Here is a 25,235-nt window from a genome sequence, read left to right on the forward strand (position 1 = left end):
AACTAAAGTCTGTAATTTGTGTTAAGCTAAATAAGGTGGAAGATCAGCCACTCCGCTATGCGCTCTTAGTTCAGTTGGTAGAACGCAGGTCTCCAAAACCTGATGTCGGGGGTTCAAGTCCTCCAGGGCGCGCTGGATACCTCCAATGCCCAGACGCAAGATTACTTTCGTCTGGGCATTGTTCCGAAAAGCAACAAATCGGGACATTGTGTTGATGGGTTCAGTATGATAGTTTTAAAAGTTTGGGCGGCTGTGTGACCCTCTTCCAGCTAAGATCAGGATCAGATACCGTAAGATCGCAAGGGGAGTTCATGGTGGTCAACAAGAAAGAAGAAGTTGCAATTGAAGGAACGACTTCTGGCTTTAACGCTTCTACGTTCCTCAAAGAAACGAAAGAGGAATTAGACAAAGTGGTCTGGCCTGGCCGACAGCAACTACTGAGTGAGTCGGCAGGGGTATTGTTGATGATCACTCTCTCGGCTAGCTTGATCTATTTAGCAGACAACTTCCTTCGTTGGGCGTCGGGGCAAATCTTCGGATGACTTTTACATCAGACGAATCACAACATTCAGACCTCATGGCAGATACGGACGAACGTTCCCAGGAGTTTTCACCCGGAGAGCGACGTTGGTATGCTGTTCAGGTAGCTTCTGGCTGTGAAAAACGAGTCAAAGCGAACCTGGAACAACGGGTACAAACCCTAGATGTTGCGGAACGAATTTTGAAGGTGGAAATTCCCCACACCCCAATGATTAAACTGCGGAAAGATGGCAGTCGTCAACATGGTGAGGAGAAAGTGTTTCCAGGTTATGTTCTCATCCAGATGAGACTAAAATGGAATAACGAACTCAATCGCTGGGAAATTGACGATGAAGCTTGGCAGGTGGTCAAGAACACACCGCACGTTATCAACTTCGTTGGGGCGGAACAAAAACGGCATTCCGGTCGGGGTCGAGGTCACGTTAAACCTCTACCACTGAGCAATGCTGAGGTGGAACGAATCTTCAGACAAGCGCAACAACAGGAACCGATTGTCAAGGCAGCAATGGCGATTGGGGATCATATCACCGTGCTTTCAGGGCCTTTTAAAGACTTTGAAGGAGATGTGATTGAAGTTAGTCCAGAGCGGAGTAAGCTTAAAGCTCTACTTTCGATTTTTGGACGGGATACTCCAGTAGAATTAGAGTTTAATCAGGTTGAAAAACAAGGCTAAGGAATGGCAAAGAAAGTTGTAGCAGTTATTAAGTTGGCAATTACTGCGGGCAAAGCCAACCCTGCACCCCCAATTGGCCCAGCCTTGGGTCAACATGGGGTGAATATTATGGCGTTTTGCAAAGAGTATAACGCCAGAACCGCAGATAAAGTAGGTCTTGTAGTTCCGGTAGAAATTTCGGTTTTTGAAGACCGGAGTTTTACCTTTGTTCTCAAGACTCCTCCGGCTTCGGTATTAATTCGTAAAGCCGCTGGAGTTGAACGGGGATCGGGAGAACCGAACCGCAAGAAAGTCGGCCAAATTACGCAAGCTCAGTTACGAGAAATTGCAGAAACCAAAATGCCCGACTTAAATGCGAATGATGTGGAAGCGGCCATGAAAATTGTGGCTGGAACCGCCCGCAATATGGGTGTGACCGTTGTTGATTAAGCTTATTTGTGACTGATCACCAAAAAACGAGCGAGAAGCCCCTGGCTTTAGACATGGGGAGGAAAGTGGCTGCGGTTTCAACCGCCTTCAATATTTCCTGATCTAACTGATTGAAAAGTTGAGTTAGAATAGATCGTAAGTAAAACAACCATCTGCGTGTTGAAACACTCTAGTATCGGAGAAATCCCGGCACAGTGAGCCACCACACTCCTTGAGGAGTAGTAAGCCTGTATAACTGACAAGTAATGGCAGAGTGTGAAGCGTACCTATCTGGCGTTGTGATGGTCTATGAAAACAAACACAATTTAAAAGTAAGCGCAATTGCAATATCTTTTATAAGGGTAGTTGTTTTGAGCGTGTAGAGGTGATTTGATAGCGCCTTTGAGAGTTTTCGGATTCATTCAAGAATCCCCGTGGCTTCAGCCCTGGGGAGTATCAAGGCATTCAAACTGTTGGTGGTCTCAATAAGCAGCCTATTGGCAACAAGTCAATTAATTCCTAGTAGTTTAGGGAATTTCCGTTAACCCTTTATTGGGGGAGAGGTACATCTTCGTTATCACCCCAGGAGATATAGAATAGAATGGCAAGACAAGAATCCCGTCGATTACGAGAACTAAGAAAAAAGGTTGAAGACCGACCTTACGAACCTTTAGAGGCGATTAATCTGTTGAAGGAAACCGCTACAGCTAAGTTTCCTGAATCAGCCGAAGCCCATATTCGTTTAGGTATTGACCCCAAATATACCGACCAACAACTCCGAACAACGGTAAGCTTACCCAAAGGTACGGGTCAAGTGATCCGGGTGGCGGTATTAGCAAAAGGGGAAAAAGTCACCGAAGCTCAAGCAGCCGGGGCTGATCTGGTTGGATCTGAAGATTTAATTAATGATATCCAGAAGGGAATGCTGGATTTTGATTGCTTAATTGCCACACCGGATATGATGCCTCAAGTGGCGAAACTGGGGCGTTTATTGGGGCCGAAGGGCTTAATGCCTTCTCCTAAAGGGGGAACGGTGACAACGGATGTGGCAAAGGCGATCGCCGAATTTAAGGCTGGGAAGTTAGAATTCCGGGCTGATCGTACCGGGATCGTTCACGTTATGTTTGGGAAAACTGCATTCTCCGCAGCAGATTTGCTGGTGAACCTATCCACTCTGCAAGAGTGTATTGACCGCAACCGTCCTTCTGGGGCTAAGGGTCGTTACTGGCGTAGTGTGTTTGTCGCGTCTACGATGGGGCCGTCAATTGAAGTGGATATTACGGCTCTGCGGGAACTGAAAATTGCGGACATCGTTTAATCAAAGGATTTCAGCCATCCTGTGGGTGTAATTCGCCTAGAGGATGTTCTGATTTCCTTGGTGATCTAGTCGGAATTGGGGGTTGACAAATCCAATAAAATATGCAATGATTAAAGACTGCGTATTTAAACCAATAAACGACTAACTCACCGCAGACAGCAGGGGCGAAACGCTTAATTTCCTGCCGAGGTTCAATAAGTTTAAAGCTAAACAATCAGGTTACAGACCTAACTAATCTGTCTGTGTTGATGATTTATGTTTAAGTTTTAAGTTTTGACCTCGGTGAAAAAACCGAGGTTTTTTATGGCGAAATCGCTGCTGTTTTATCGGGGAAGGAGTCAACCGTTGTGGATCATTACATCGCCTTGAGGAGATGAAAATGGGCTGCAATGCTACACGGAGGTTCAACAAGAATGGGAAGAACCCTAGAAAATAAACAAGAAATTGTTGCTGAACTTAAGGAAACCCTTAAAGATTCACAACTGGCTATTGTGATTGACTATAACGGTCTGTCCGTTGCAGAAATCACTAATTTACGGCAACAGTTGCGTCCTTCAGGTAGTGTTTGCAAGGTAACAAAAAATACCTTAATGCGAATTGCCATTCAAGGTCAAAGCAACTGGGAGCCGTTGAATGGGTTGCTCAAGGGTTCTAACGCCTTTTTATTAATCAAGGAAGACTTCGGTAGTGCCATCAAAGCCTACCAAGCCTTCCAAAAGGCTTCTAAAAAGACGGAAGTTCGCGGCGGCGTCATGGAAGGCAGGCTGCTGAGTGAAAGTGACGTTAAAGCATTAGGAGATTTACCCTCCAAAGAGCAACTTATGGCTCAAATTGCTGGGGCTATCAATGGTGTGGCGACTCAACTGGCCGTCGGTATCAACGAGGTTCCGGGATCTTTGGCACGGGCACTTAACGCCTATGTCGAAAAAGATCAAGATGGCTCAAATGACGAAGCTGCTTAGTTTTTATCTGGCTTTGGCAACAAGTCTCAAATACAAACCGTTACATTGTCTAGGAGTTTAAGAAATGTCTGCAACTACTGATCAAATTCTGGAACAACTGAAGTCTTTAACGCTGTTAGAAGCGTCTGAATTAGTCAAACAAATTGAAGAAGCTTTTGGTGTGAGCGCCGCGGCTCCTGTGGGTGTTGCGATGGTTGCTTCTGGTGCGGCTGCTCCCGTGGAAGAAGTTGAAGAAAAAACCGAATTTGATGTCATCTTGGACGAATTCCCTGCTGATAAGAAAATTGCCATTCTGAAAGTGGTGCGTGAACTGACTGGTTTAGGTCTGAAAGAAGCTAAAGATTTAGTGGAAGCAGCACCCAAAGAGGTTAAAAAAGCTACTAATAAAGATGACGCTGAAAACACCAAGAAAAAACTTGAGGAAGCTGGTGCTAAAGCTTCCATTAAATAGTTTTAACGGAGTTTTGTTTTAGTTTTTTTATTCATCCCTAACCTGGTTTCTGATTCAGAAATCAGGTTTTTTGCTTGATGAAAAATAGAAAAAGAGACGCGCCGTGGCCCGTCTCTACAATCAATTAAAATTAATCCTTTTAATCTTCAGGTTGCTGTACAACTAATACGGAACATTTGACATGGTGAACCACATAATTACTCACACTTCCTAAAAATAATTCTGCCAATTCTGAACGGTTGCGTCTTCCGACAATCACTAAATCAGCGCCCCATTTTTTGGTCATTTCTCGTATCCAATATCCCGCTTCTCCCACTTGATATTCCGTTTCAATAGAAACTCCCTGCTGCTGGGCATAACTAACAAAGGTGGCTAACCACCCAGAGACTTGATTAATTTCTTTTTCAATTAATTCATGTTGAATTTGTGCGACTTGGTTTAACCGTTGACCATATAAATCCCCCGGAGAACCCAAAATCATCGGTGATACACTAATACAATGAAACAGTTTTAACTGACTTTCGTACAGTTTGGCTAGTTGCAAAGCTTGATCAAAAACAAACTCTGCTTGGGGAGTTCGATCAATTGATACTAAAATTTTTTGATAGGCCATATTCTTGTCCTCCTTAACTGGTTTAATTCCGTTATTGGTCGAGTTCTAAAATCTCTTGTCTAAAAATGTTTAATTTCCCACTTCCTATTTTAAACTAAACATGATATTTTTTCGTAAAAGAATGCTATATTTGAAGGTTGGGCGATCGCTAACCCGGTTCACCCTCGTCTAAACTAATCTGTTTTGTTTTCTTAGGATTATGAGTCAAAACTACCGCATTACTCTCCTTCCTGGCGATGGAATCGGCCCTGAAATTATAGCGGTGGCGGTCGATGCGTTAAAAGTCGTTGGCAACCAACTGAATATTACTTTCGATTTTCACCAAGCATTGATGGGAGGGGCTGCCATTGACGCCACCGGAGAACCCCTTCCCCCAGAAACCTTAGAACATTGTCTCAAGAGTGATGCGGTGCTGTTAGCGGCGATTGGCGGATACAAATGGGACAATTTACCCCGCCATCAACGGCCAGAAACCGGGTTATTAGGGTTACGGGCGGGATTAAAATTATTTGCTAATTTGCGTCCCGCTACCATTTTACCTCATTTAATTGATGCTTCTTCTTTGAAAAAAGAAATAGTAGAAGGGGTGGATATTATGGTTGTCCGCGAACTTACTGGGGGGATTTATTTTGGACAACCCAAGGGCATTTTTCAGACGGAAACCGGAGAAAAACGGGGTGTTAATACGATGGCCTATACCGAATCTGAGATTGATCGGATTGGCCGTGTCGGATTTGAAACCGCCCGGAAACGTCGGGGGAGACTTTGTTCTGTGGATAAGGCAAATGTCTTAGATGTGTCTCAGTTATGGCGGGATCGAATTATCCTACTTGCCTCTGAATACCCCGACGTTAAATTATCTCATTTATATGTTGACAACGCGGCTATGCAGTTAGTTCGCGCCCCGAAACAGTTTGATACGATCGTGACGGGGAATTTATTTGGTGATATTCTCTCCGATGCTGCGGCTATGTTAACCGGAAGTATCGGGATGTTACCGTCTGCTAGTTTGGGGGAATCTGGCCCTGGGGTATTTGAACCCGTTCATGGTTCAGCCCCCGATATTGCGGGACAGGATAAGGCTAATCCCCTTGCCCAAGTCCTGAGCGCGGCGATGATGTTACGCTATGGTTTAGATCAACCCGTGGCGGCGGATAAACTAGAAAATGCGGTTTTAAAAGTCTTGGATTGGGGATATCGGACTGGGGATATTATGTCTGAGGGGATGAAATTAGTCGGTTGTCAGCAAATAGGAGAAATATTGTTAAAAGCCCTAGAAGAAAACTATAGCAATTAAAAATAATAAAGAGCGCTCTCCCCCTTTCAGTTCAACAGAGCGCTCAGTCCCCAAAATTTCATCACAAAAGTATTTTATCATAGCGGCCTCGAAAACGATACTCCCCTAGGGTAGAAAATTTTAGATAGCATCCATTTCATGAGTACAATAGCAGGCGCGTCCCTGCTGTTTAGCTAGATACAAGGCTTGATCCGCACCCCCAATTAAAGCAGAGGGGGAGATTTCATCGGAAGGGATGGTACAAGCTATTCCTAAACTCAAAGTTAGCCATTGACTGACCCTGGAATTGGCATGGGGCAATTGCAGTTGTAGCATAGAATTTTGAATGTGTTGCGCCAGCTTAATCGCCTGATTCCAAGAAGTATGCGGCAAAATAATTGCAAATTCTTCGCCACCATATCGAGCAACCAAATCCACAGGATCTCGTAGAATATTCTCAAGGGCTTGAGCGACTTTTTTCAAACAGCTATCTCCGGTAAGATGTCCATAGTAATCATTGTATTGTTTGAAATAGTCAATATCACATAAAATCAAAGCTAAAGAACTTTTTTCCGCCTGTAAATCTTGCCATTGTTGTTCCAAATATTGATCAAAACGGCGACGATTGGCAACTTGAGTTAAACCGTCAATGGTAGCTAGGCGTAGTAATTGTTGGTTAGCAATTTGTAATTCTTGATAGATTTTAGACTGTTGAATTGCGATCGCTAATTGTTCTGAAATTGCACAGGTTAACTCGATTTCCGATTCTTTCCAACCATTCAGATTTTGCTGTTTAAGTAATCCCAAACAGCCCCAAATTTCAGAGCCAACCCGCAAAGGAATCGGCAACCAATTTCCTAAAATTCCGGTTAAATGTTGAATTTCCTCGGAAGTAAGAACATTAAAATCATCACTTTCTAAACAATATGTTTGTTGCATCGGAGAAAAAACTGGAGGAATAATAGAGTGATGATCACCAAAGCAAGCCACCTCTTGCCATTGTTTTTGCTGGGGAAGATATTGCAAAATACAAGCCCTATCCAAGCCTAATACACTAACAATTTCAGTAATAGCCATTGAAAAAATTGTATCCAAGTCTAAGGATTGACGAATTACTTGAATCACCTGATTTAAAATTTGGGCGCGATGAGCTTGATCTTGAATTTCTTGATAGAGGTGACCTTGTTGAATTGCAATTCCCACCTGTTCTGATATTTGTCGCAATAAGTTGGCTTCCCATTTTAACCAATGGCGTAAACCCTGATTTTTATCAACAATTAAAAGTCCCCAAAGTTGATTCATTTCCAATAAAGGAACCATAATTGCAGAATCAATTCCCCAATATTTGATCACCTTAAACATTTCTGGATCAGTCGGATCATGATGAATATTATTCAGAACTCTAATTCCACCTTGACTAAATTTTTCATAGCAGTCTAAAGGAATTAAAGGAGTTGGCGAGGGTTGGGTTTTTAACAATTCATTGGGGTTGGTTTCCGCAATAATTTTTCCTTGACGATTAGGAAAAATTCGATAAATAAAAACCCGATCACATTCAAGTAACTGTTGAACTTCCGTGACTGTTGTATTCAGAATATCCTCTAAATTCAAGGATTGACGAATTTTATGGGTAATTTCCCAAATCAAATGTTCTTGAACAATCATTTGACATAATGCTTTTTCGGCCCGTTTCAGGGGCGTAATATCTTGAAAAGTGGATAAAAATAACGGATTATCCTGATCTTCCATCATTACTGTAGATAAAAGCAAGGTTTTTAACTCTCCATTTTTAGTAGGAATTGTTGTTTCTGCATTAAAGATTGAACCCATTAAAGCCACATTGTCTAATCGGCTTTGAGCTTGGCTATAGGATTTGGAACCCGGATATAATAGGGCTAAAAAATCTGAATGAGATTGAGCATCTTCCAAAGAGTATCCAGTGATTTCTGTCATTTTAGAATTAAAAATATAAAAATTACCTTTTTGATCACTGAGGGTAATTCCACTACCAACGGTTTCAATCACTGTTTTTAAACGATTTTCTGCTGTTGATAGTTGCATTTCTGCTTCTTTGCGATCGGTGATATCAACGAAGTAACCAAGGATTTCGGAAATATTTCCTCCTTCATCTTTAATCAGGAGCATTTCCACTCGTAACCAGCAAAAATTTCCGTTAAAGTGTAGGAATTGAGCTTCATGAATATAGTTCCCCTTGACTAATAATTGCACAAAAGCATTCTGCCATTTATCTTGATCTGAAGGAGGAACATAGGTGTGCCAAACATCATTTTCTCTTAACAATATAGCAACATCATATCCTAATAAGATTTTAACATTATTACTGATAAATGTTATTGGATATTTGGGTTGTGGTTGACAACTAAAAATCACCACTTGGCTACTATCAAGAAGTTGTTTAACCCTTTCTTTGGTTTGGAAAGAATGATTCAGGAGCCCATTATTATTTGAATTTGATTCAATTAGATCTGCTGTTTCATTTTGAGAATCTGGGTATTGCATAAAATTAATTTGACGGATTATCCACTCCGTTAATGTTTTAATCAAACTCAGACATTTATGAACTAATATTGATCGACCTAAAGTGATGACTTTCATTTAGATTTAAAAAATGTCAGTATTTGAGAGAACGATCAATATTAGCCTTAATTTTCTTAATTTTTCCTCTATCTAAGGCTAGGAAAATACTAGGCAAATAGGCTTATTTTTTCAAAAAAATAATTTTTCAGATGAAGACTATTACCCCCAGAGTCAAACCTGGAGGAAAATTGGTTGCTATAGAAAAAAGAATAGATGTGACAGGCACTATTATGATCAAACTTCAAGCTGGACTTGATTGGCGTTGATCCTAGCATACCAACGAGAATAATGGAGAATAGGGGATTCGAACCCCTGACCTCTGCGGTGCGATCGCAGCACTCTACCAACTGAGCTAATTCCCCCGGTGCGAGTCAAAGGATCAAAGTGTGAGGAATGATCTCTGACTCCGATTTACTATTGTAACACAACTAAACCTGAGATTGCAAAGGTTCCTGTAAAAATATTTTTTGCATCCGCTCAAGTTCGAGATCACCGAAGCGATCAACGGCCCAATTTGCCAGCGTTGCAGGATATGGAGGGGATAGGTATGGGCGACACCAATAACTTGCATTCCGGCCCGCCTCGCCGCCGTGATCCCCACGCAGGTATCCTCTACGGCTAGACATTCCGATGGTTGTAAATTTAGGTGAGGGTAAGCCTGATTTAATCGTTGCAGGCCTAACAAATAGCCTTCCGGTTCAGGTTTACTTAGGGTAATCTCATCCCCGGCCACAATAATTGGAAAATACTCTTTCAGGCCACTACGAGTTAACACCAATTCCACTTCCGCCCGTAACGCCCCGGTGACAATTGCTAATTTCAGATCCGCCGCTTGCAACTGTTGGAGCAATTTCTCCAGACCTGGATAGAGGGGCAGTTGTGCTAATTGTTCTAAATAATTGCGATAGCTAATAGATTTACGTTCAATTAACTGATCTAAATAGGCATTAGTAACAGCGCGATCTCGATAGGTTAATAGGTCAGTTAAACAGGCGCGATCGCTCCTTCCCAAAGAAAATTTGCGAATTTCATCAGGTTGAGAACGGAGGTTTTCTGTTAACAAAAGTTCGGCAATGAGTCGTTCATGAATGGACTCATCGTTAATAATAATTCCATTAAAATCAAATAGAACTGCCTTTAAACTCATGGTTTTTTACAACCCTTGATCTAACGTTCTGTGGCTAACCAAGCCCGGAGAATTTCTCCCACCGACCAGGCTTGGGCAATACAACCCCGGGGGTGCATCGGGGCGTTACCATCAAAAATTTCGCTAATTGTTCCCAGTCCCCCCGTGGTCAGGTGGTTGATCATGGGCTCTAGGAAACTGCGGGCAAGATTGGGATTTTGAAACACCCGTAAATGGGCGATGACAAAAGGCCCTAAAAGCCAAGCCCAAACCGTTCCTTGATGATAGGCACTATCTCGTTGTACCGGATTTCCTTCATAATATCCCCGATAGTTCAAATGATTTGGGGCCAGCGATCGCAATCCTGATGATGTTAACAAAAACCGTCCGCAGGTTTCAACGATGGCTTTTTGTTGTTCGTGGGATAGGGCGCTATGGGGGAGGGAAACGGCAAAAATTTGATTGGGGCGTAGGGAAGCATCATCGCCATAAATCCCATCAATGACATCGTAACAATAGCCCAGTTCAGGACTCCAGAACCGTTCAAACCGAGCTAAGGCGCGATCAGCCAGGGCATCATATTCTTGATAGGGTCTGCCAATTTGACGGGCAAATTTCCCCATAATTCGTAGGGCGTTATACCAAAGGGCGTTAATTTCCACGGGTTTTCCGATGCGGGGAGTTACAACCCAGTCGCCGATTTTGGCATCCATCCAGGTTAACTGCGATCCCTGTTCCCCCGCGTATAGTAAACCATCGGCGGGATCGAGGTGGATATTGTAGCGAGTTCCGCGACAGTGATATTGAATAATATCAGCTAAAACGGGAAACAAATTTTCGACGATATCAATATCTTCGGTGAGGTCATAATATTGACGAATCGCCTCAAAATACCACAGGGTTGCATCAACCGTATTATAGTCCGGGGTTTCTCCCTCGTCGGGGAAACGGTTGGGTAACATTCCTTCCTTTACATATTTTGAGTAGGTATAGAGGATGGCACGGGTAATTTGGAGGCGTCCGGTGGTGATGGTAATACCGGGTAAGCTAATCATGGTGTCCCGTCCCCAATCCCCAAACCAGGGATATCCAGCAATAATGGTTTTACCGATCGGATTTTCAGGAATACCCCGATTAACTACAAATTGATCGGCCGCAAATACTAACTGTTGTAACCCTTCGGGTACTTCCCTAATATTGACTGGACAGCTATCTTGCCAAAATCCTAATAATTTGCGTTCGTAGCTACGACGGACTTCTAGGGCGGCTTCCCCGTTTAAACTGGGGTTAGCTTCGGTACTTGCGACAAAAATTATGGATTCCCCAGGATGCAAGGTGGCGGTAAAGGTGGCAATATGGAGGTGATCTTCGTGATCCATGAGGCCGCGATCGCGTTCCCTAGATAAATCAAAGTTATAACACCATTGATGGGTAGGTTGTACCGTCGCCCGATCCGTTAATAAATAGAAGGGAGTAGCCTGGGGAAAGGCGGTGACACAAACCCCGTTTTCCACCGCTTCCACTTGCATTTTCCAATTCCCAGCATGGGTATCGCTATGATAATCTCGATGATTGACTAGGGCTTTAAGCCTAAGGGTAATTGGCCCAGAGGCGCGGGTTAAGTTATAGCGAACATAAGTAATATTAGCTTCTGGCTGCATCCAAATTCGTTTTTCTAGGATGGCATCGGCGCAGGCAAATTTCCAGGTGGGTATGGTACGTTCTAGGTAAAATTTTTCAATATGATAATGTCCATAACCATTAATTGCACCGCCTCTCCAACGATTTGTATAAAGGGGATAAGTTTGTTCGTGATATTCTACAATTTCGTCTATTTTTGTGACTAATAAAGTCCGTCCTAATGGGGGGTTTAAAGCCGCTACTAATAAACCATGATAACGGCGTGTCAGTAAGCCTGCTATTGTTCCCGAAGCATAGCCGCCGATGCCATTGGTAACTAACCATTCTCGTGTTTCTGAACTCGGTAAATCACCGCAAATTTCTCGTCCAAAATTAATAGTCATACCCAATCAGTAATCAGTAATCAGTTAAAGAGTATACAGTTAATTTATTAATTCTTAAACTGGTAACTGATAACTGGTGATTTAATTATAACGTTTTATTGTCAAAATTAAAACCCCCACTTTGTGAAATCGAATACGGATTAAACAGATTACTCAAGTCTGACGGAATATTGCAGAGTATCAAAAGTTTTTTTAGGATCTGTGTTCCAGAGTATAATTAAATTTGTATTTTTATTGTCTGGCAATTGCTCAAGATTTAGTTTTATGACAAAATCTAACCTTTTGGCTCCTTTACCTATTTTAGAAGACTTGCGTTCTGGTCTTCCTAATTTTTGTGGCTGGGAAGCTGAAATTCAAGCCTTAGTTAATCATAATCATCCTATATTTTTGTCTCAAACTAATTTAAAGTTAGATCAAATTAAAGCGGGTTTTGCCTGTGGGTTACATTTTCATCAACCCACTATTCCAGGGGGCGTTAATGGGGAATTAATCAGCAATCTACAATATATGTTTGAACATCCCCAAGAGGGAGATAATCATAATGCGGAAGTTTTTGCTTGGTGTTATCGTCGGATGGGAGAATTTATTCCTCAATTAATATCCCAAGGGTGTAATCCTCGAATTATGTTGGATTATTCGGGGAATTTGTTATGGGGATTACGCCAAATGGGCCGGGATGATATTCTCAATGATCTGAAAAAAATTACCTGTGATCCAAAATATCAACCCTATGTAGAATGGTTGGGAACTATGTGGAGTCATGGGGTAATTCCTTCGACTCCTATTCCTGATATTTTACTCCAAATTCAAGCTTGGCAACATCATTTTGCCAGTATTTTTGGAGAAGATGCTTTACAGCGAGTCAAGGGTTTTTCTCCTCCAGAAATGCACTTACCCAATCATCCTGATACTTTATATGAGTATATTAAAGCCTTGAAAGCCTGCGGTTATCGTTGGTTATTGGTTCAGGAACATTCTGTCGAAACTTTAGAGGGTTTGGGATTACCCCACGACCAAAAATATATTCCTAATCGTTTAATTGCCCGCAATTCTAAGGGGGAAACCTTGAGTATGATTGCTTTAATTAAAACTCAGGGATCGGATACTAAATTAGTTGCCCAAATGCAGCCCTATTTTGAAGCGAAAACCAAGGAAAAACAATCTATTTCTGGGGTTAATATTCCGCCGTTAGTTTCACAAATTGCTGATGGAGAAAATGGCGGGGTGATGATGAATGAATATCCTCGTGATTTCTTGCGGATTTTCTATGAATTGCGGGATCAAAATAATGGGGTGGTGGCAATGAATGGAACCGAATATTTAGAAATATTAGAAGCGGCGGGGGTGAACCCAGAAGATTATCCGACTTGTCAAGCGGTTCAGCAGCATAAAATTTGGCAAAAAGTTGATCCAGTTGTTGGGCTTAAGCCCCTCTTAAATCATCAAGAATCTGTGGAAGAAGCGATCGCAATTTTAAAACAAACCGATCACCAATTTCAAATGGAAGGTGCATCTTGGACAAATAATTTAAGTTGGGTTCAAGGTTATGAAAATGTGTTAGAACCGATGAAACAATTAAGTATTGCCTTTCATCAAAAGTATGATTCTCTAGTTAAAGAAAACCCAAATATTACTAAGGAATCTCACTATCAACAAGCACTATTGTACAATTTGTTATTACAAACCAGTTGTTTTCGCTATTGGGGACAGGGAACCTGGACAGATTATGCTAAGGAAATCTATCGTCGGGGGATAATCAGTAATCAGTAATCAGTAATCAGTTATCAGTCATCAGTCATCAGTCATCAGTTATTAGTTATTAGTTATTAGTTATCAGTGTAAGAGTTAAGGCTTGCATTTTTTATTTACTAAGATAATAGGTAAAGACGCGCTAATCGCTGCGCCCTTGCCACGTCTAACCACTGATAACTGATAACTGTTTACTGATAACTATTTACTCCGGATGGGTTTTTCCAATCATAATCATTAGGAAATTTAAAATTAATAAAAGAAACGGAAATACTCATTTCTAAACCTTTAACATAATGCCACCATCCCACAGGAAGAAAAATCACTTCCCCAGGGTGTAAGATCACATCAATAGATCGAACATTTCGATATAATGGATAACGATTATAGTCAGGATTTGCCGGATCAATGGGACTAAATACCCCGATATTATTATAAATAAATGGGGTCTGTTCAGGGGAAATCATTTTAATTAATTTTCGCCCAGAAACTTGAGCTAAAAAGATATTAATGGTATCATGATGTAAGGGGGTAACAGTTCCGGCTGAACCAAACCAGAAAAAGGTTTTTCCCACTGTTTGTGCTGGGTCTAAATATTCGGGAAATACCTCCATATCCTCAAAAAGTCCCTGCATTTCTTCACGATTCAGGGTATTATTGTTGGCAACCATATAGTAATCATTGGTTTCTCCAGCCCGCACTACCCAATCAATATAATCTCCAAATAACATCGTTTTTCGATGCTGTTCTAAATTAATTTCATAATTCGGGTCGGAGTCACGATTTCCCTGGACTTGAATACTAACATTGCCATAGTTTTCTTTTAAATAGTCTGGTGTCCATCGTTCCATTGCTTCCCAATTTTTCATGATACCTGTTAAAATAACGGGTTTATTTTGGGAATAATATTGGTCTAAAAATTCATCTTTGGATAGAAACGGAATCCGAGGAATACTATTATAATTAGATCCTAAAGCTGATAATTGGTTTTGAATTTGTAGAATAGATTCTAATTTTTCTAGCTTTTGTAAAACCTCCTGTGCGGCTTGAAAATAGGGTTGGTTAGCGAGGTTTGTGACTTCCTCAACGGCCAACTTAACATCAATCCCATTTTTAACCATACATTCAATTAAGGCATCATCGGATTTATGCAGAAACTTATTAGCTGCAATCCATTTTTTCCAACCATCAGGAAGCGGAGGAGGTTCAGGAATTTCCGGGGGTTGAGGATGTTGAGGAGACTCTGTTACAGGGGATTGAGGAAGCCATTGCAAGCTGACTTGTTGGCCATCATTTAAGGTGATTTGTAAGGGGGGAAGGGTGATTTTTAAGGGTTGAATATCGGTCATATTAATAATAAGAGATTTTAATAAAAATCTGACTCGTGAAAACCGGAAGTAAGAATATATTTTAATTATATCCTAATTATTCTCAGTTGTCTACAAGAATTAGTGATTATTTAAGCATTCAATCCATTTTCTAGTACCGAAATGTAGGCAAGATTGAGATGCAATTTGGGCAGATTGAGTCAAAGCGGTGGGGAAGTTTTCAGATAGAATAAAATGGCAAAATGCTCCATGAAAAATATCTCCCGCACCTAAAGTATCAACTGATTGAATCGTGGGAATGGGGATACTACCGTTTCCTGCTTTGAGACTAATATATTGAATCGGTTTTTCTCCTTGGGTAATGGCAATATTAGGAATATTCATAGCTTGAAGATAGGCAAAAACATCTTCAGAGGTTTGACAATCGGGCGGATAAAAATTATTAGAACAAATGGCATAGTCAATATCTGGTAAAATAGTTTCTAAGCCCGGTTTCCAACTTCCGCCATCTAAAATAACAGGAATTTGTTTAATTTTTGCCTGTTGAATTAAACTTTGGCTGATGGGAATTTGATGACCGTCGATTAAAATAATATCAATATTGTCTAAATATTGGGATAAATTTGAGTGGTTTGAGATTTGAGATTTTGTAGCATTAATTGAGATAACGGTGCGCTCTCCGGTGGTATTATTTACCATAATAGATGAAACAGGAGGTGCTTCTAAACGAGTTGAATCTAAGTCTATAATATTAACAGAATATTGTTGTAAATCTTTTCTAATTAGTTGAGTTAGGTCATGGCTTCCTAATCCACCTAATAGTATGGATTGGTTGCCTAAACTATTAAAAGTAACGGCGGCATTAGTCGCTGGCCCTCCGGCTGCAACGGTATAATCAGAAGCAACAATTTTTTGATTTTCCTGGGGATATTGAGTAATGGAATAAATCAAATCGAGTGTAATCAATCCAACAAATAAACCTTTAACCATGGGATTATTTAAACCAAATTCAAATCAAAACTCTAAGAAATTATATGTTTTCTTGTATTTTTAAATAAAGGGCATAACAACTATAAAGTAGTTGTGTCAACTCTCAAGGATATCTGATATTATCCTTGAATAAGTGTATTTTATATCACATTTATATTTCTGTAGAGCCTTAAATTTAAGATGACCAATCAAGCTGGAACCCTTTATATTGTAGGAACTCCCATTGGGAACCTAGAAGATATCACCTTGCGGGCGATAAAAATTTTACAAAGTGTCGATTGGATTGCCGCCGAAGATACCCGTCATACGGGCAAGCTATTACACCATTTTGAGATTAAAACTCCCCAACTCAGTTACCATGAACATAATCAACAACGCCGGATTCCGAGTTTGGTGGAATCTCTGAGTCAGGGACATACAATTGCCTTGGTTACGGATGCGGGAATGCCAGGAATTTCTGACCCCGGATATGAACTAATTAAGGCTTGTATTGAAGCAAATATTGCTGTAATTCCGATTCCGGGAGTTAGTGCTAGTATAACAGCTTTAAGTGCGGCGGGACTTCCCACAGATCGATTTATTTTTGAAGGGTTTTTACCTACCAAAAACAAAGAACGTCAACAGCGTTTAAGCGCTTTACAAACCGAATCTCGCACCCTGATTTTATATGAAGCACCCCATCGTCTTGTGGAAACCTTAGAAGATTTAGCTCTAATTTTAGGCTCAAAACGGTCTATTGTAATTGCACGGGAATTAACAAAAATCCATGAACAATTTTGGCGAGGAACCTTGGAAAATGCAGTACAATACTATCAAGATCACAACCCCAAAGGTGAACTAACATTAGTTATTGCGGGTGTCACCGAAACCCCAACCGTGATCACCGAAGATCAAATTAAGGCCGAACTCCAATGTCTACTCCAACAAGGGATTACCCGTTCTCAAGCCAGTCGCCAACTCGCAGACGCTACCTCCTTACCCCGTCGTCAAATCTATCAAATTGCTTTAACTTTACCCGATGTGGAGGAATAAATATGTTGGTATAATTATCGTTAACTTAAAAAACTTCGTTGTTGGGATGAATGCCCACTTCTGCTATCCTAGATTTATTTTCCTATTGTCTCTAATATGGCTTATATTACCCAACGTCGTCGTTCCGTTAGAAATTCTACTGTTCCTAATCGTTCTTTAAGGCGATCGCCTGTTAGAGTAGGGACTAGAACACCTCATAGATTAGCCAAATTAAACTACCCTCGAATTATATTTTTAATTGCCCTATTACTAACCGTTAATTGGACAGTCGGAGCACTGTCAAAGCTATTATTTCCACCTGCAAAACCGCAACCCCAAACTCAGAATATTACCATTTCTGCCCCAGCGGCGACCGAAACCGATAAAACCGTAGTTTATAATATTAAAACTCTTCCTAATTTAGCCCCCAATCAAGACTTACAAACTATTATTGATGGTGCAGTTGATATTGCCAAAAACCAAGGATTACCCACAGAATCCCTATCTATTACATTAATTGATGTTAGTAAATCTGCTACCCATAACATCGCCGGATATAACAATACTAAACTCAGATTTCCCGCCAGTGTTGCCAAATTATTTTGGATGGTTCAATTTTTTGGCTATGCAGAAAAAGGATATATTCCCAAGGAATCCCCCTTTTATACCGACCTATCCCAGATGTTGCGAATTTCCGATAATGATTCAGCCAGCCGCATTGTTGATGCGATTACCAAAACCGAATCAGGAGAAAAATTAGACAAATCAGAATTAGATAAATGGGTAGAAAAACGCAGTCAAGTTAATCAATTCTTTGAGAAATCCGGTTATACTGGAATTAATTTAACCACTAAAAATTATCCAATTACTGGGATAGGAGAAGAACCCACAGGTCGAGATTTACAATTACGAGAAAATCCCGCCTATTCCAAAGGAAATTTCGTCACCACCGACCAAACAGCCCGATTAATGTATGAAATCTACACAAAACAAGCTATTTCTCCCTTAGCTAGTACCAAAATGGCATATTTATTAACCCGTGATTTAAACCCAAAAGCCTGGAAAAATATTGATTATAACTCCGTTGCTGGATTTTTAGGAGAATCCTTACCTCCCGATATTTACTATGCTTCTAAAGTCGGTTATACCAGTCGTTCTCGTCAAGAAGTCGCCTTTGTTAGAACCTTAAACGATAAAGCAATTTATGTGTTAGCCGTATTTGGAGATGATCCCGCCTATTCAAAAAATGAACAGGTTTTCCCCGACATTTCTCGTTATATTTTTAATCGTTTAAATCAAACCCCCTTAAAAGCCACTTCCGAAAAAATAACTCAATTCAATCAATTATCCTTTCCCATGGTAGGAACGAATAATTAAACCGTAGTAAGCCCTTCAGGGCTTAATCACAATCATTGTAGTAAGCCCTTCAGGGCTTAATCTTATGAAAAAAAACAAAATCATTGATCAAATCTGTCCCCATTGTCAGGGAAAAGGCTATATAGAAATTCGAGATTGTTCCGGGGAAATTCAACGGGAAGAAACCTGTGTTTTTTGTACAGGAACAGGGAATAGGGAACAGGGAACAGGAAATAAACTGATAACTGATGACTGATAACTGATCACTGATTAAGTGGTGTATTCAGCGTTAATTTTTACATAGTCATAACTTAAATCACATCCCCAGGCTTTACCAACACCGGAGCCATTGCCAATTTTAACTGAAATTAATACCGTGTCTTCTTTGAGATATTCTCCTGTTTTGGCTTGTTTTAAATACTCATTAGCCGCATTCCGATCAAAAGGTAAGGGTTGACCCTGCTGCATTAAGACAAAATCCCCTAATTTGATTTCTAAATCATTCTGATCAAAATGGACTCCCGCCCGGCCAGCAGCCGCCGCAATTCTTCCCCAGTTAGGATCATGACCAAAAATGGCGGACTTCACCAAAGAAGAACCTACAATGGTTTTAGCCACTTTACAAGCCGAGGCTTCATCTTCTGCCCCCGAAACTTGAACTTCAATTAAACAGGTGGCCCCTTCCCCATCCCGGGCGATCGCTTTGGCCAAATATTCACAAACGGCCGTTAACATTCCTTCTAATTTTTCCGCTTCTGGCCCCATAGCCGTAATCGCTGGAGTCCGAGACGCCCCATTTGCCAAAGCAATTAAACAATCATTCGTACTCGTATCGCCATCCACAGTAACTTGATTAAAACTCCGGTTAGCTGCACGACTTAACATTTCTTGCCAGAGGGCAGGAGAAACCACCGCATCGCAGGTGACAAAAGCCAACATTGTTGCCATATTGGGGTGAATCATCCCAGACCCTTTACAAATTCCCCCCACTCTCACGGGACGATCCCCAAACATGGTTTCTAGGGCAATGGTTTTCGGGACTAAATCCGTGGTCATGATCGCCTTAGCCACGGCCGCGTTACCATTCTCTGACAATTCCTCAACTAACTTGGGAATCCCAGCCTTGAGGATATCCATTTTAATCCGTTGACCGATGACTCCAGTAGAAGCCAGTAAAATCGATTCCGGTGCAATATTGAGGACTTGGGCTAGGGCTTGGGCAGAGTCTACCGCATCTGTCCAACCTGCTGATCCCGTGGCGGCATTCGCCTGTCCTGAATTACATAAAATGGCTTTGGCACTGGGTTTGGTTTGTAGTTGTTGACGACAATAATCGACACAGGCGGCTCTAACTTGACTGGTGGTAAATACCCCGGCTGCGATCGCATCTACATCGGAGACAATTAAGGCTAAATCCGGTAATCCCGATGCTTTCAATCCCGCAGTAATTCCCGACGCCCGATACCCTCTAGGGGCAGTCACCCCACCCTCAATAACTTTCCAATCTGACATGATTTCCCCTTCCGTTTCCAAGATTACTGAGAAGGGATTATATCAATAACACTGACCCGAAACCCGAAACTGAAAGGTGGTGTTTATGTGTTGTCCCCGTGATCGCTCCCAAATCTTTTAATTCTTCTGTGTGATTTGCTAAAATTGCCAGTGCTTCTTCTGTTTTCATGCTCCCTAAATTAATATTAATTTGAGTATGGAAGCTCTGAATGGCTTACTACGTTTTACTAGATAGATGTTAAATCTAAGATAACTCTAACAATTACCTTTCTTTTTTGATGGCTTGCTGCACACCATATATAGTGTACCTGCCTAAGTCCCCTAGGATAATATAAATATTCAGAATACTTGTGCCGATTTTAACAGAAAAACTAAAATTTTTTAGTCGATAATGGGGATCGATGTAAACAATCATGACAAAATAGGGAAAATTTATTTTCCACATCTTAGGAATATGTACGACAAAATCACTCCACCGACCACAGGCGAGAAAGTTACCTTCAAAAATGGTGAACCCATTGTCCCGAATAATCCGATTATTCCCTTCATTCGGGGAGATGGTACAGGGATTGACCTCTGGCCAGCTACCGAGAAAGTTTTAGACGCGGCTATTGCAGCCTCCTACGGAGATCAACGTAAAATTAGTTGGTTTAAAGTCTACGCTGGGGACGAAGCCTGCGAACTCTACGGCACTTATCAATATTTACCGGAAGACACCACTAACGCCATCAGGGAATATGGTGTCGCCATTAAAGGGCCCTTAACCACTCCCATCGGAGGCGGGATTCGGTCTTTAAATGTGGCATTACGACAAATTCATGATCTGTATGCCTGTGTACGTCCGTGTAAATATTATACTGGAACCCCTTCCCCCCACAAAACCCCGGAAAAATTAGATGTGATTATCTATCGGGAAAATACCGAAGATATTTATTTAGGAATTGAATGGCGTGAGGGAACCGAAATTGCGGAAAAATTAATTAATTTTCTGAATACGGAGTTAATTCCGGCGACTCCTGAACATGGGAAAAAACAAATTCGCCTGGATTCTGGAATTGGAATTAAACCCATTAGTAAAACCGGATCTCAACGGTTAGTTCGTCGGGCTATTTATCAAGCATTGCGTCTACCTAAAAATAAACAAATGGTGACGCTGGTGCATAAAGGTAATATTATGAAATATACCGAAGGAGCCTTCCGAGATTGGGGTTATGAACTGGCGACTACGGAATTTCGTAACGAATGTATCACCGAACGAGAATCTTGGATTTTAGGGAATAAAGAAAAAAATCCCAATCTTTCCATTGAAGATAATGCCAAGATGATTGACCCGGGTTATGATTCCCTAACTGCTGAGAAAAAAGCCGAAATTTCTCAAGAAGTGGAAGGAGTTCTCAATGCTATTTGGGAAACTCACGGTAATGGGAAATGGAAAGAAAAAATTATGGTCAATGACCGGATTGCCGATAGTATTTTCCAACAAATTCAAACCCGTCCCGATGAATATTCTATCCTGGCTACGATGAATTTAAACGGGGATTATTTATCCGATGCGGCTGCCGCCATGGTCGGGGGTTTAGGAATGGGCCCAGGGGCAAATATTGGCGATGAATGTGCTATTTTTGAGGCCACCCATGGCACTGCACCCAAACACGCCGGGTTAGACAAAGTTAACCCTGGTTCTCTGATTTTATCGGGGGTGATGATGTTAGAATATATGGGTTGGCAAGAAGCCGCTGATTTGATTAAAAAAGGGTTAAGTGGAGCGATCGCTAATCAAGAAGTCACCTATGATTTAGCTCGGTTAATCGAACCCCCTGTTGAAGCCTTGAAATGTTCAGAATTTGCCGATGCAATTATTAAGCACTTCAATGATTAATTTGGTAGTGAGTCCTTCAGGACTCTGATTAAGCCCTGAAGGGCTTACTACTTTGTAGTGAGTCCTTTAGGACTCTAAGTTGAGCGATCGCAACCCCACACCCTAACCTTAGACCGCAGAGCAATTATTCTATCTTGCTTCCAGATGACATTTGTACATTCTAATAAGCAAAATTCAGGGATATAAAACTGATCTCCTTCCAAGAGGCGATTAAAAAGTATTCGGGTTTGTGCAGTGTATTCTTGCTGAATAAATCGCTGAATCACAATACTAGCATCAATAATATAATGATTCATTATTTATTGCGATCCTCCTGTAAAAGTTGTAAGGTAGAAGGAACAGAGTTAGGAGGATTCCAAATATGAGAATCAATAGATTTAAAGATTTCCGTCAACTGGTGTTGATTAGAAGATTGTTTGATAATTTTTTGTTCTCTAAGTCTTTCATCAACAATTGAAACAATTAGGGTTTTTAATTCTTCAAAGTTGAGATTAGATAACGGTTGTTTTAACATAATTTTTAGCTCGTCCAGTTATTTATCATTGAGACACTTTCTATTTTATCCATAAATTACGTTTAATTACATCCCAAGAAACTCTTTCTTTATTTTCAGGATCATTTTCAGCTTGAATCGCATCCTTTAAATCCAGAAAATCTTCTAATTCTTCAGGATTAATAACCGTTAATTTCCCTTGACTAATTCGTTCTAATAATTCGGTAACAGATAAATCAAACTGTTGAGCAACGGTTTCCATTGCGGTTGCAATCTCTGGAGATATTGTTAATGGATTAATCATCGGCTTTACATTTAGCAATATTATTGATAATTACTATATTATTATAGCATAATATCAATTTTATAAAGTGCGATCGCATTTCAATACCTGAACTGAGTTAGAAAAGCAATCGCACATCCAACTCCCCAAAAGAGCGATCGCCCCTCCAACTTCCCTACAAAAATAATAAAATGTTATAATCTGATCGAACTGTTTTATCAAAAACTTGAAATAATATTTTATGGCTATGAACATTGAACAAATTGAAAAGGCAATTTTAAATCTTTCTGAACAAGATTTTAGTAAATTACGCAATTGGTTATTAGACTTAGATTATCAAGAATGGGATAAACAGTTAGAACAAGATATCATAAAGGGTAAACTTGATGATATAGCATCTGAAGCACTTGCTGAATTTGAAGCCGGAGATTATCAAGAAATGTAATGCACTATACTAATCGCAAATTTTGGTTATTTTATAATCAGCTACCTGAAGATATACAACAGATAGCAGATGCTTCTTATGAATTATTAAAAACTAATCCTAATCATCCTTCGTTACATTTTAAGAAAGTTAATAAATATTGGTCTGTAAGAGTAGGTAAAGCTTATCGTGCGTTAGGAATTGAGGTTAAAAATGGAATTTTATGGTTTTGGATTGGTACTCATGATGAATATGATAGATTAATCAGTAAATAAAAGCGATCGCACCCTAAATCCCAGAAAGAGCGATCGCATTTCAACACCTGAACTGAGTTAGAAAAGCAAAGGGATCTTCTCCTGTAGCCAGTTAATATTAGATTGTGATAAAATCAGTTAAATTGTACTAATAAAAAATCAAAATATGAAAATTAAAGTTATTGTTTGGCAAGAAGATAACGTTTGGTGTGCGAGTGTTCCTGCATTACCTGGTTGTCGTACTTGGGGTGAGAGTTACGAACATTTAATGGAAATGGTGAAAGATGCGATCGAAGGTTGGTTAGAAGTTGCAAGTGAACAACAATCTCCCACTGAAAAACAGCAATTAGTGGAGATTTCTCTATGAAGTCAGTTTCAGGGAAAGTGCTGTGCAAAATTGTTGAAAAGGTGGGATGGAAATTAAACAGGGTAAAGGGAAGTCATCATATTTATAGTAAAGAAAATAGTTCAGTTATTCTTGTGATTCCTGTTCATGGGAATAGAGATTTACCCATCGGAACATTAAAAGCGATTCTGAAGGATGCGGGTTTAACTGAAGATGATCTTAATTTATAATTGATTGTTTTTCTTGTTCCCAGGCTGGAGCCTGGGAATACTTTCTATGAGGCTCTGCCTCAATTCTTCAGTTTTTTTAGTCACCAAAACCCAATGAAACCCAACCTATAAAACTAATTTTATTCATTAAGATAGCTAGATTCTAACGTTTCCTCTAAACTAAACGGTGACTCCTTGGGGAAAAAATTCAATTTAATCCCTTCTCTTTTGTTCTTCAACAACTTTTAAGGAAGTTTGCCGTTGATAAATTGCTAATTCACGCTGAAAATCTTGATTTAATTGTATAATTTACAATTGTAATGACTTTTCTTGTTCAAAACGCCATCTTTGAAAATCAAGATTTTTGTCATTAATTACCAATTCAAAACCATAATCAAACCTCCATGAATTGTACTAAATTTTAAAGTTTGTAGTTGGGCTTTAGCCCTATCTTAACTTTAATTAAACTAAAGTTAATACTTGATCATATTCTTGTTGATGAATTTGCCAAGCATTCCAAACATCAACTTTTTGCTGAAGATTTAACCAAAGTCTATGACCATTACCAAAAGCTTTACCAATTCTAATAGCTAAATCAACAGTAATCGGTTGTTCACCTTGAATAATCTCATTAACAACTTGATTAGAGACTCCTAAAATTTCGGCAAATTGTGTCGGAGTAATTGCTAAATCTTCTAAAATATCTGCAATAACTTCGCCAGGATGTACTGGTTTTTCGGGTCTGTCTTGGATCAAATCGTCTCTTTTCTGTATCATAATTTAACCTTCCTGATGAATTACATACTTTACTATTTTAATGATAATCTTCGAGGTTGACATCATAAACCTCACCATCCTCAAAGCTAAAGGTAATTCGCCAATTTCCTGATACTTTAATTGACCAAGTTCCTTGGCGATCGCCTTTAAGTTCATGTAAATCATAACCTGGTAATCTAATATCTTCTAACATTAATGCTGAATCTATGACCTCTAATCTAATTCTTATTTTCTTTTCTAAATTATGAGGTACTCCTTTATTAATATTTTCTTGAAAGAGTTTTTCAAGAGCTTTATTTTTAAAGGTTTGAATCATTCATCAAATCTCCCTTATCCTATTAAATTTAGTAAATAATAAGCCGCATTCGCTCTTAATAATTTCCGTCTAATTTCATAATCTATAATTTCGGGTAAAATTACTTGATAACCTCTTTGAGAAAGACTTAAAAACCATTGTTGACATTGTACTGATAAAGGCGTCGCTTTAGGATTAGTAATTAATCCCACTGGTGCAGAATCTAATAAAATAACTTTACTCATTAAATTGAAACATTCTCCAGAGATTGAATAATTTGGGCAACGATCACCATATATTCCTTGATCTTTTTAGGCTTATCCGTAAAATTATACTATTT

The 25,235-nt window shown here is 40.0% G+C and carries 30 protein-coding genes, 2 tRNA genes and 1 other annotated feature; of the genes, 17 read left to right on the forward strand and 15 right to left on the reverse strand.

Going from position 1 to position 25,235, the window contains the following annotated elements; translation table 11 throughout:
• The first annotated feature begins 59 nt into the window (after nucleotides 1-59).
• The 7 genes from NMG86_RS08115 (at nucleotide 60) to rplL (ending at nucleotide 4,352) form a co-directional block, all read left to right on the forward strand.
• Nucleotides 60-132, forward strand: a tRNA-Trp gene (locus tag NMG86_RS08115).
• A 179-nt stretch (nucleotides 133-311) separates the two neighbouring features.
• Nucleotides 312-542 (forward strand): preprotein translocase subunit SecE, encoded by a 231-nt coding sequence (secE, locus tag NMG86_RS08120; protein ID WP_026787413.1) that lies wholly within the window; start codon nucleotides 312-314, stop codon nucleotides 540-542.
• Complete coding sequence (nusG, locus tag NMG86_RS08125) at nucleotides 539-1,213, forward strand: transcription termination/antitermination protein NusG (protein WP_026787412.1); 675 nt, start codon at nucleotides 539-541, stop codon at nucleotides 1,211-1,213. Before secE ends, nusG begins: the two co-directional genes overlap by 4 nt.
• 3 nt (nucleotides 1,214-1,216) lie before the next feature.
• A complete protein-coding gene (rplK, locus tag NMG86_RS08130; RefSeq protein ID WP_026787411.1) occupies nucleotides 1,217-1,642 on the forward strand; it encodes a 50S ribosomal protein L11 in 426 nt (141 codons plus the stop codon).
• Nucleotides 1,643-2,222: 580 nt separating this feature from the next.
• A complete protein-coding gene (rplA, locus tag NMG86_RS08135) occupies nucleotides 2,223-2,939 on the forward strand; it encodes a 50S ribosomal protein L1 (RefSeq protein ID WP_026787410.1) in 717 nt (238 codons plus the stop codon).
• A 131-nt stretch (nucleotides 2,940-3,070) separates the two neighbouring features.
• Nucleotides 3,071-3,252, forward strand: a sequence feature (ribosomal protein L10 leader region).
• A 100-nt stretch (nucleotides 3,253-3,352) separates the two neighbouring features.
• Nucleotides 3,353-3,901, forward strand: coding sequence for a 50S ribosomal protein L10 (rplJ, locus tag NMG86_RS08140; protein ID WP_026787409.1), 549 nt, complete (start codon nucleotides 3,353-3,355; stop codon nucleotides 3,899-3,901).
• 64 nt (nucleotides 3,902-3,965) lie between these two features.
• Nucleotides 3,966-4,352, forward strand: a complete 387-nt coding sequence (rplL, locus tag NMG86_RS08145; RefSeq protein ID WP_026787408.1) for a 50S ribosomal protein L7/L12 — start codon at nucleotides 3,966-3,968, stop codon at nucleotides 4,350-4,352.
• A 139-nt stretch (nucleotides 4,353-4,491) separates the two neighbouring features.
• Here the strand turns inward: rplL and NMG86_RS08150 are convergent, their stop codons facing one another.
• Nucleotides 4,492-4,965 (reverse strand): universal stress protein, encoded by a 474-nt coding sequence (locus NMG86_RS08150; protein WP_026787407.1) that lies wholly within the window; start codon nucleotides 4,963-4,965, stop codon nucleotides 4,492-4,494.
• 199 nt (nucleotides 4,966-5,164) lie between these two features.
• Here NMG86_RS08150 and leuB point away from each other — a divergent pair, with 199 nt between their 5' ends.
• Complete coding sequence (leuB, locus tag NMG86_RS08155; protein WP_026787406.1) at nucleotides 5,165-6,262, forward strand: 3-isopropylmalate dehydrogenase; 1,098 nt, start codon at nucleotides 5,165-5,167, stop codon at nucleotides 6,260-6,262.
• 120 nt (nucleotides 6,263-6,382) lie between these two features.
• Here leuB and NMG86_RS08160 read toward each other — a convergent pair whose 3' ends face one another.
• The 4 genes from NMG86_RS08160 to NMG86_RS08175 form a co-directional block, all read right to left on the reverse strand.
• Entirely contained in the window at nucleotides 6,383-8,857 is a 2,475-nt protein-coding gene (locus NMG86_RS08160; protein WP_052338673.1) for a sensor domain-containing diguanylate cyclase, read from the reverse strand.
• 271 nt (nucleotides 8,858-9,128) lie between these two features.
• Nucleotides 9,129-9,201: transfer RNA gene (locus NMG86_RS08165), tRNA-Ala, on the reverse strand.
• Nucleotides 9,202-9,218: 17 nt separating this feature from the next.
• On the reverse strand, nucleotides 9,219-9,986 hold the full coding sequence (locus tag NMG86_RS08170; protein ID WP_337587928.1) for an HAD family hydrolase: 768 nt from the start codon (nucleotides 9,984-9,986) through the stop codon (nucleotides 9,219-9,221).
• 20 nt (nucleotides 9,987-10,006) lie between these two features.
• On the reverse strand, nucleotides 10,007-11,989 hold the full coding sequence (locus tag NMG86_RS08175) for an amylo-alpha-1,6-glucosidase (protein ID WP_026797415.1): 1,983 nt from the start codon (nucleotides 11,987-11,989) through the stop codon (nucleotides 10,007-10,009).
• Nucleotides 11,990-12,253: 264 nt separating this feature from the next.
• Here NMG86_RS08175 and NMG86_RS08180 point away from each other — a divergent pair, with 264 nt between their 5' ends.
• Complete coding sequence (locus NMG86_RS08180) at nucleotides 12,254-13,759, forward strand: polysaccharide deacetylase family protein (RefSeq protein ID WP_026787401.1); 1,506 nt, start codon at nucleotides 12,254-12,256, stop codon at nucleotides 13,757-13,759.
• Between the two features lie 170 nt (nucleotides 13,760-13,929).
• Here the strand turns inward: NMG86_RS08180 and NMG86_RS08185 are convergent, their stop codons facing one another.
• Nucleotides 13,930-15,087, reverse strand: coding sequence for a cupin-like domain-containing protein (locus NMG86_RS08185; protein WP_026787400.1), 1,158 nt, complete (start codon nucleotides 15,085-15,087; stop codon nucleotides 13,930-13,932).
• 99 nt (nucleotides 15,088-15,186) lie between these two features.
• The gene (locus NMG86_RS08190) at nucleotides 15,187-16,056 is read right to left on the reverse strand and encodes a sugar kinase (protein WP_026787399.1); all 870 of its coding nucleotides are present in this window, start codon (nucleotides 16,054-16,056) and stop codon (nucleotides 15,187-15,189) included.
• A gap of 180 nt (nucleotides 16,057-16,236) precedes the next feature.
• Between NMG86_RS08190 and rsmI the strand changes: the two genes are divergently transcribed.
• From rsmI to NMG86_RS08205, 3 genes are all read left to right on the forward strand, one after another.
• Complete coding sequence (gene rsmI, locus NMG86_RS08195; protein ID WP_026787398.1) at nucleotides 16,237-17,088, forward strand: 16S rRNA (cytidine(1402)-2'-O)-methyltransferase; 852 nt, start codon at nucleotides 16,237-16,239, stop codon at nucleotides 17,086-17,088.
• A 96-nt stretch (nucleotides 17,089-17,184) separates the two neighbouring features.
• A complete protein-coding gene (locus tag NMG86_RS08200) occupies nucleotides 17,185-18,444 on the forward strand; it encodes a serine hydrolase (RefSeq protein WP_043938766.1) in 1,260 nt (419 codons plus the stop codon).
• Between the two features lie 64 nt (nucleotides 18,445-18,508).
• Entirely contained in the window at nucleotides 18,509-18,679 is a 171-nt protein-coding gene (locus NMG86_RS08205; RefSeq protein WP_026787397.1) for a hypothetical protein, read from the forward strand.
• 14 nt (nucleotides 18,680-18,693) lie between these two features.
• Here NMG86_RS08205 and argJ read toward each other — a convergent pair whose 3' ends face one another.
• Entirely contained in the window at nucleotides 18,694-19,935 is a 1,242-nt protein-coding gene (argJ, locus tag NMG86_RS08210; RefSeq protein WP_026797416.1) for a bifunctional ornithine acetyltransferase/N-acetylglutamate synthase, read from the reverse strand.
• 37 nt (nucleotides 19,936-19,972) lie between these two features.
• The gene (locus tag NMG86_RS08215; RefSeq protein WP_267879837.1) at nucleotides 19,973-20,104 is read right to left on the reverse strand and encodes a hypothetical protein; all 132 of its coding nucleotides are present in this window, start codon (nucleotides 20,102-20,104) and stop codon (nucleotides 19,973-19,975) included.
• Between the two features lie 285 nt (nucleotides 20,105-20,389).
• Between NMG86_RS08215 and NMG86_RS08220 the strand changes: the two genes are divergently transcribed.
• Entirely contained in the window at nucleotides 20,390-21,814 is a 1,425-nt protein-coding gene (locus NMG86_RS08220) for an NADP-dependent isocitrate dehydrogenase (protein WP_026797418.1), read from the forward strand.
• Between the two features lie 74 nt (nucleotides 21,815-21,888).
• Here NMG86_RS08220 and NMG86_RS08225 read toward each other — a convergent pair whose 3' ends face one another.
• Genes NMG86_RS08225 through NMG86_RS08235 form a run of 3 tightly spaced genes read right to left on the reverse strand, consistent with a single transcriptional unit; the run spans nucleotide 21,889 to nucleotide 22,611 of the window.
• Nucleotides 21,889-22,110 carry a PIN domain-containing protein gene (locus NMG86_RS08225; protein ID WP_026787394.1) on the reverse strand — a complete coding sequence of 74 codons (222 nt, stop codon included), beginning with the start codon at nucleotides 22,108-22,110 and terminating at the stop codon, nucleotides 21,889-21,891.
• The gene (locus NMG86_RS08230; RefSeq protein WP_026797419.1) at nucleotides 22,110-22,328 is read right to left on the reverse strand and encodes a hypothetical protein; all 219 of its coding nucleotides are present in this window, start codon (nucleotides 22,326-22,328) and stop codon (nucleotides 22,110-22,112) included. Before NMG86_RS08230 ends, NMG86_RS08225 begins: the two co-directional genes overlap by 1 nt.
• Before the next feature lie 40 nt (nucleotides 22,329-22,368).
• Nucleotides 22,369-22,611, reverse strand: a complete 243-nt coding sequence (locus NMG86_RS08235) for a hypothetical protein (protein WP_043938764.1) — start codon at nucleotides 22,609-22,611, stop codon at nucleotides 22,369-22,371.
• Nucleotides 22,612-22,831: 220 nt separating this feature from the next.
• Here NMG86_RS08235 and NMG86_RS08240 point away from each other — a divergent pair, with 220 nt between their 5' ends.
• From NMG86_RS08240 to NMG86_RS08255, 4 genes are all read left to right on the forward strand, one after another.
• The gene (locus NMG86_RS08240) at nucleotides 22,832-23,035 is read left to right on the forward strand and encodes a hypothetical protein (protein WP_237745587.1); all 204 of its coding nucleotides are present in this window, start codon (nucleotides 22,832-22,834) and stop codon (nucleotides 23,033-23,035) included.
• A complete protein-coding gene (locus tag NMG86_RS08245; protein ID WP_026787390.1) occupies nucleotides 23,035-23,289 on the forward strand; it encodes a ParE family toxin-like protein in 255 nt (84 codons plus the stop codon). Before NMG86_RS08240 ends, NMG86_RS08245 begins: the two co-directional genes overlap by 1 nt.
• Nucleotides 23,290-23,434: 145 nt before the next feature.
• A complete protein-coding gene (locus tag NMG86_RS08250) occupies nucleotides 23,435-23,635 on the forward strand; it encodes a type II toxin-antitoxin system HicB family antitoxin (RefSeq protein WP_026797421.1) in 201 nt (66 codons plus the stop codon).
• A complete protein-coding gene (locus NMG86_RS08255) occupies nucleotides 23,632-23,844 on the forward strand; it encodes a type II toxin-antitoxin system HicA family toxin (protein ID WP_026787388.1) in 213 nt (70 codons plus the stop codon). The genes NMG86_RS08250 and NMG86_RS08255 overlap by 4 nt, the downstream gene beginning before the upstream one ends.
• 441 nt (nucleotides 23,845-24,285) lie before the next feature.
• Here the strand turns inward: NMG86_RS08255 and NMG86_RS08260 are convergent, their stop codons facing one another.
• The 3 genes from NMG86_RS08260 to NMG86_RS08270 are packed head-to-tail and all read right to left on the reverse strand — an operon-like array spanning nucleotide 24,286 to nucleotide 25,140.
• The gene (locus tag NMG86_RS08260) at nucleotides 24,286-24,600 is read right to left on the reverse strand and encodes a HigA family addiction module antitoxin (RefSeq protein ID WP_043937183.1); all 315 of its coding nucleotides are present in this window, start codon (nucleotides 24,598-24,600) and stop codon (nucleotides 24,286-24,288) included.
• A gap of 37 nt (nucleotides 24,601-24,637) precedes the next feature.
• The gene (locus NMG86_RS08265; RefSeq protein WP_026787386.1) at nucleotides 24,638-24,916 is read right to left on the reverse strand and encodes a type II toxin-antitoxin system RelE/ParE family toxin; all 279 of its coding nucleotides are present in this window, start codon (nucleotides 24,914-24,916) and stop codon (nucleotides 24,638-24,640) included.
• A gap of 14 nt (nucleotides 24,917-24,930) precedes the next feature.
• The gene (locus NMG86_RS08270) at nucleotides 24,931-25,140 is read right to left on the reverse strand and encodes a hypothetical protein (protein WP_052338674.1); all 210 of its coding nucleotides are present in this window, start codon (nucleotides 25,138-25,140) and stop codon (nucleotides 24,931-24,933) included.
• Nucleotides 25,141-25,235 lie beyond the last annotated feature (95 nt).

The sequence above is a fragment of the Planktothrix rubescens CCAP 1459/22 genome (assembly GCA_904830895.1).
Classification (GTDB): domain Bacteria; phylum Cyanobacteriota; class Cyanobacteriia; order Cyanobacteriales; family Microcoleaceae; genus Planktothrix; species Planktothrix agardhii.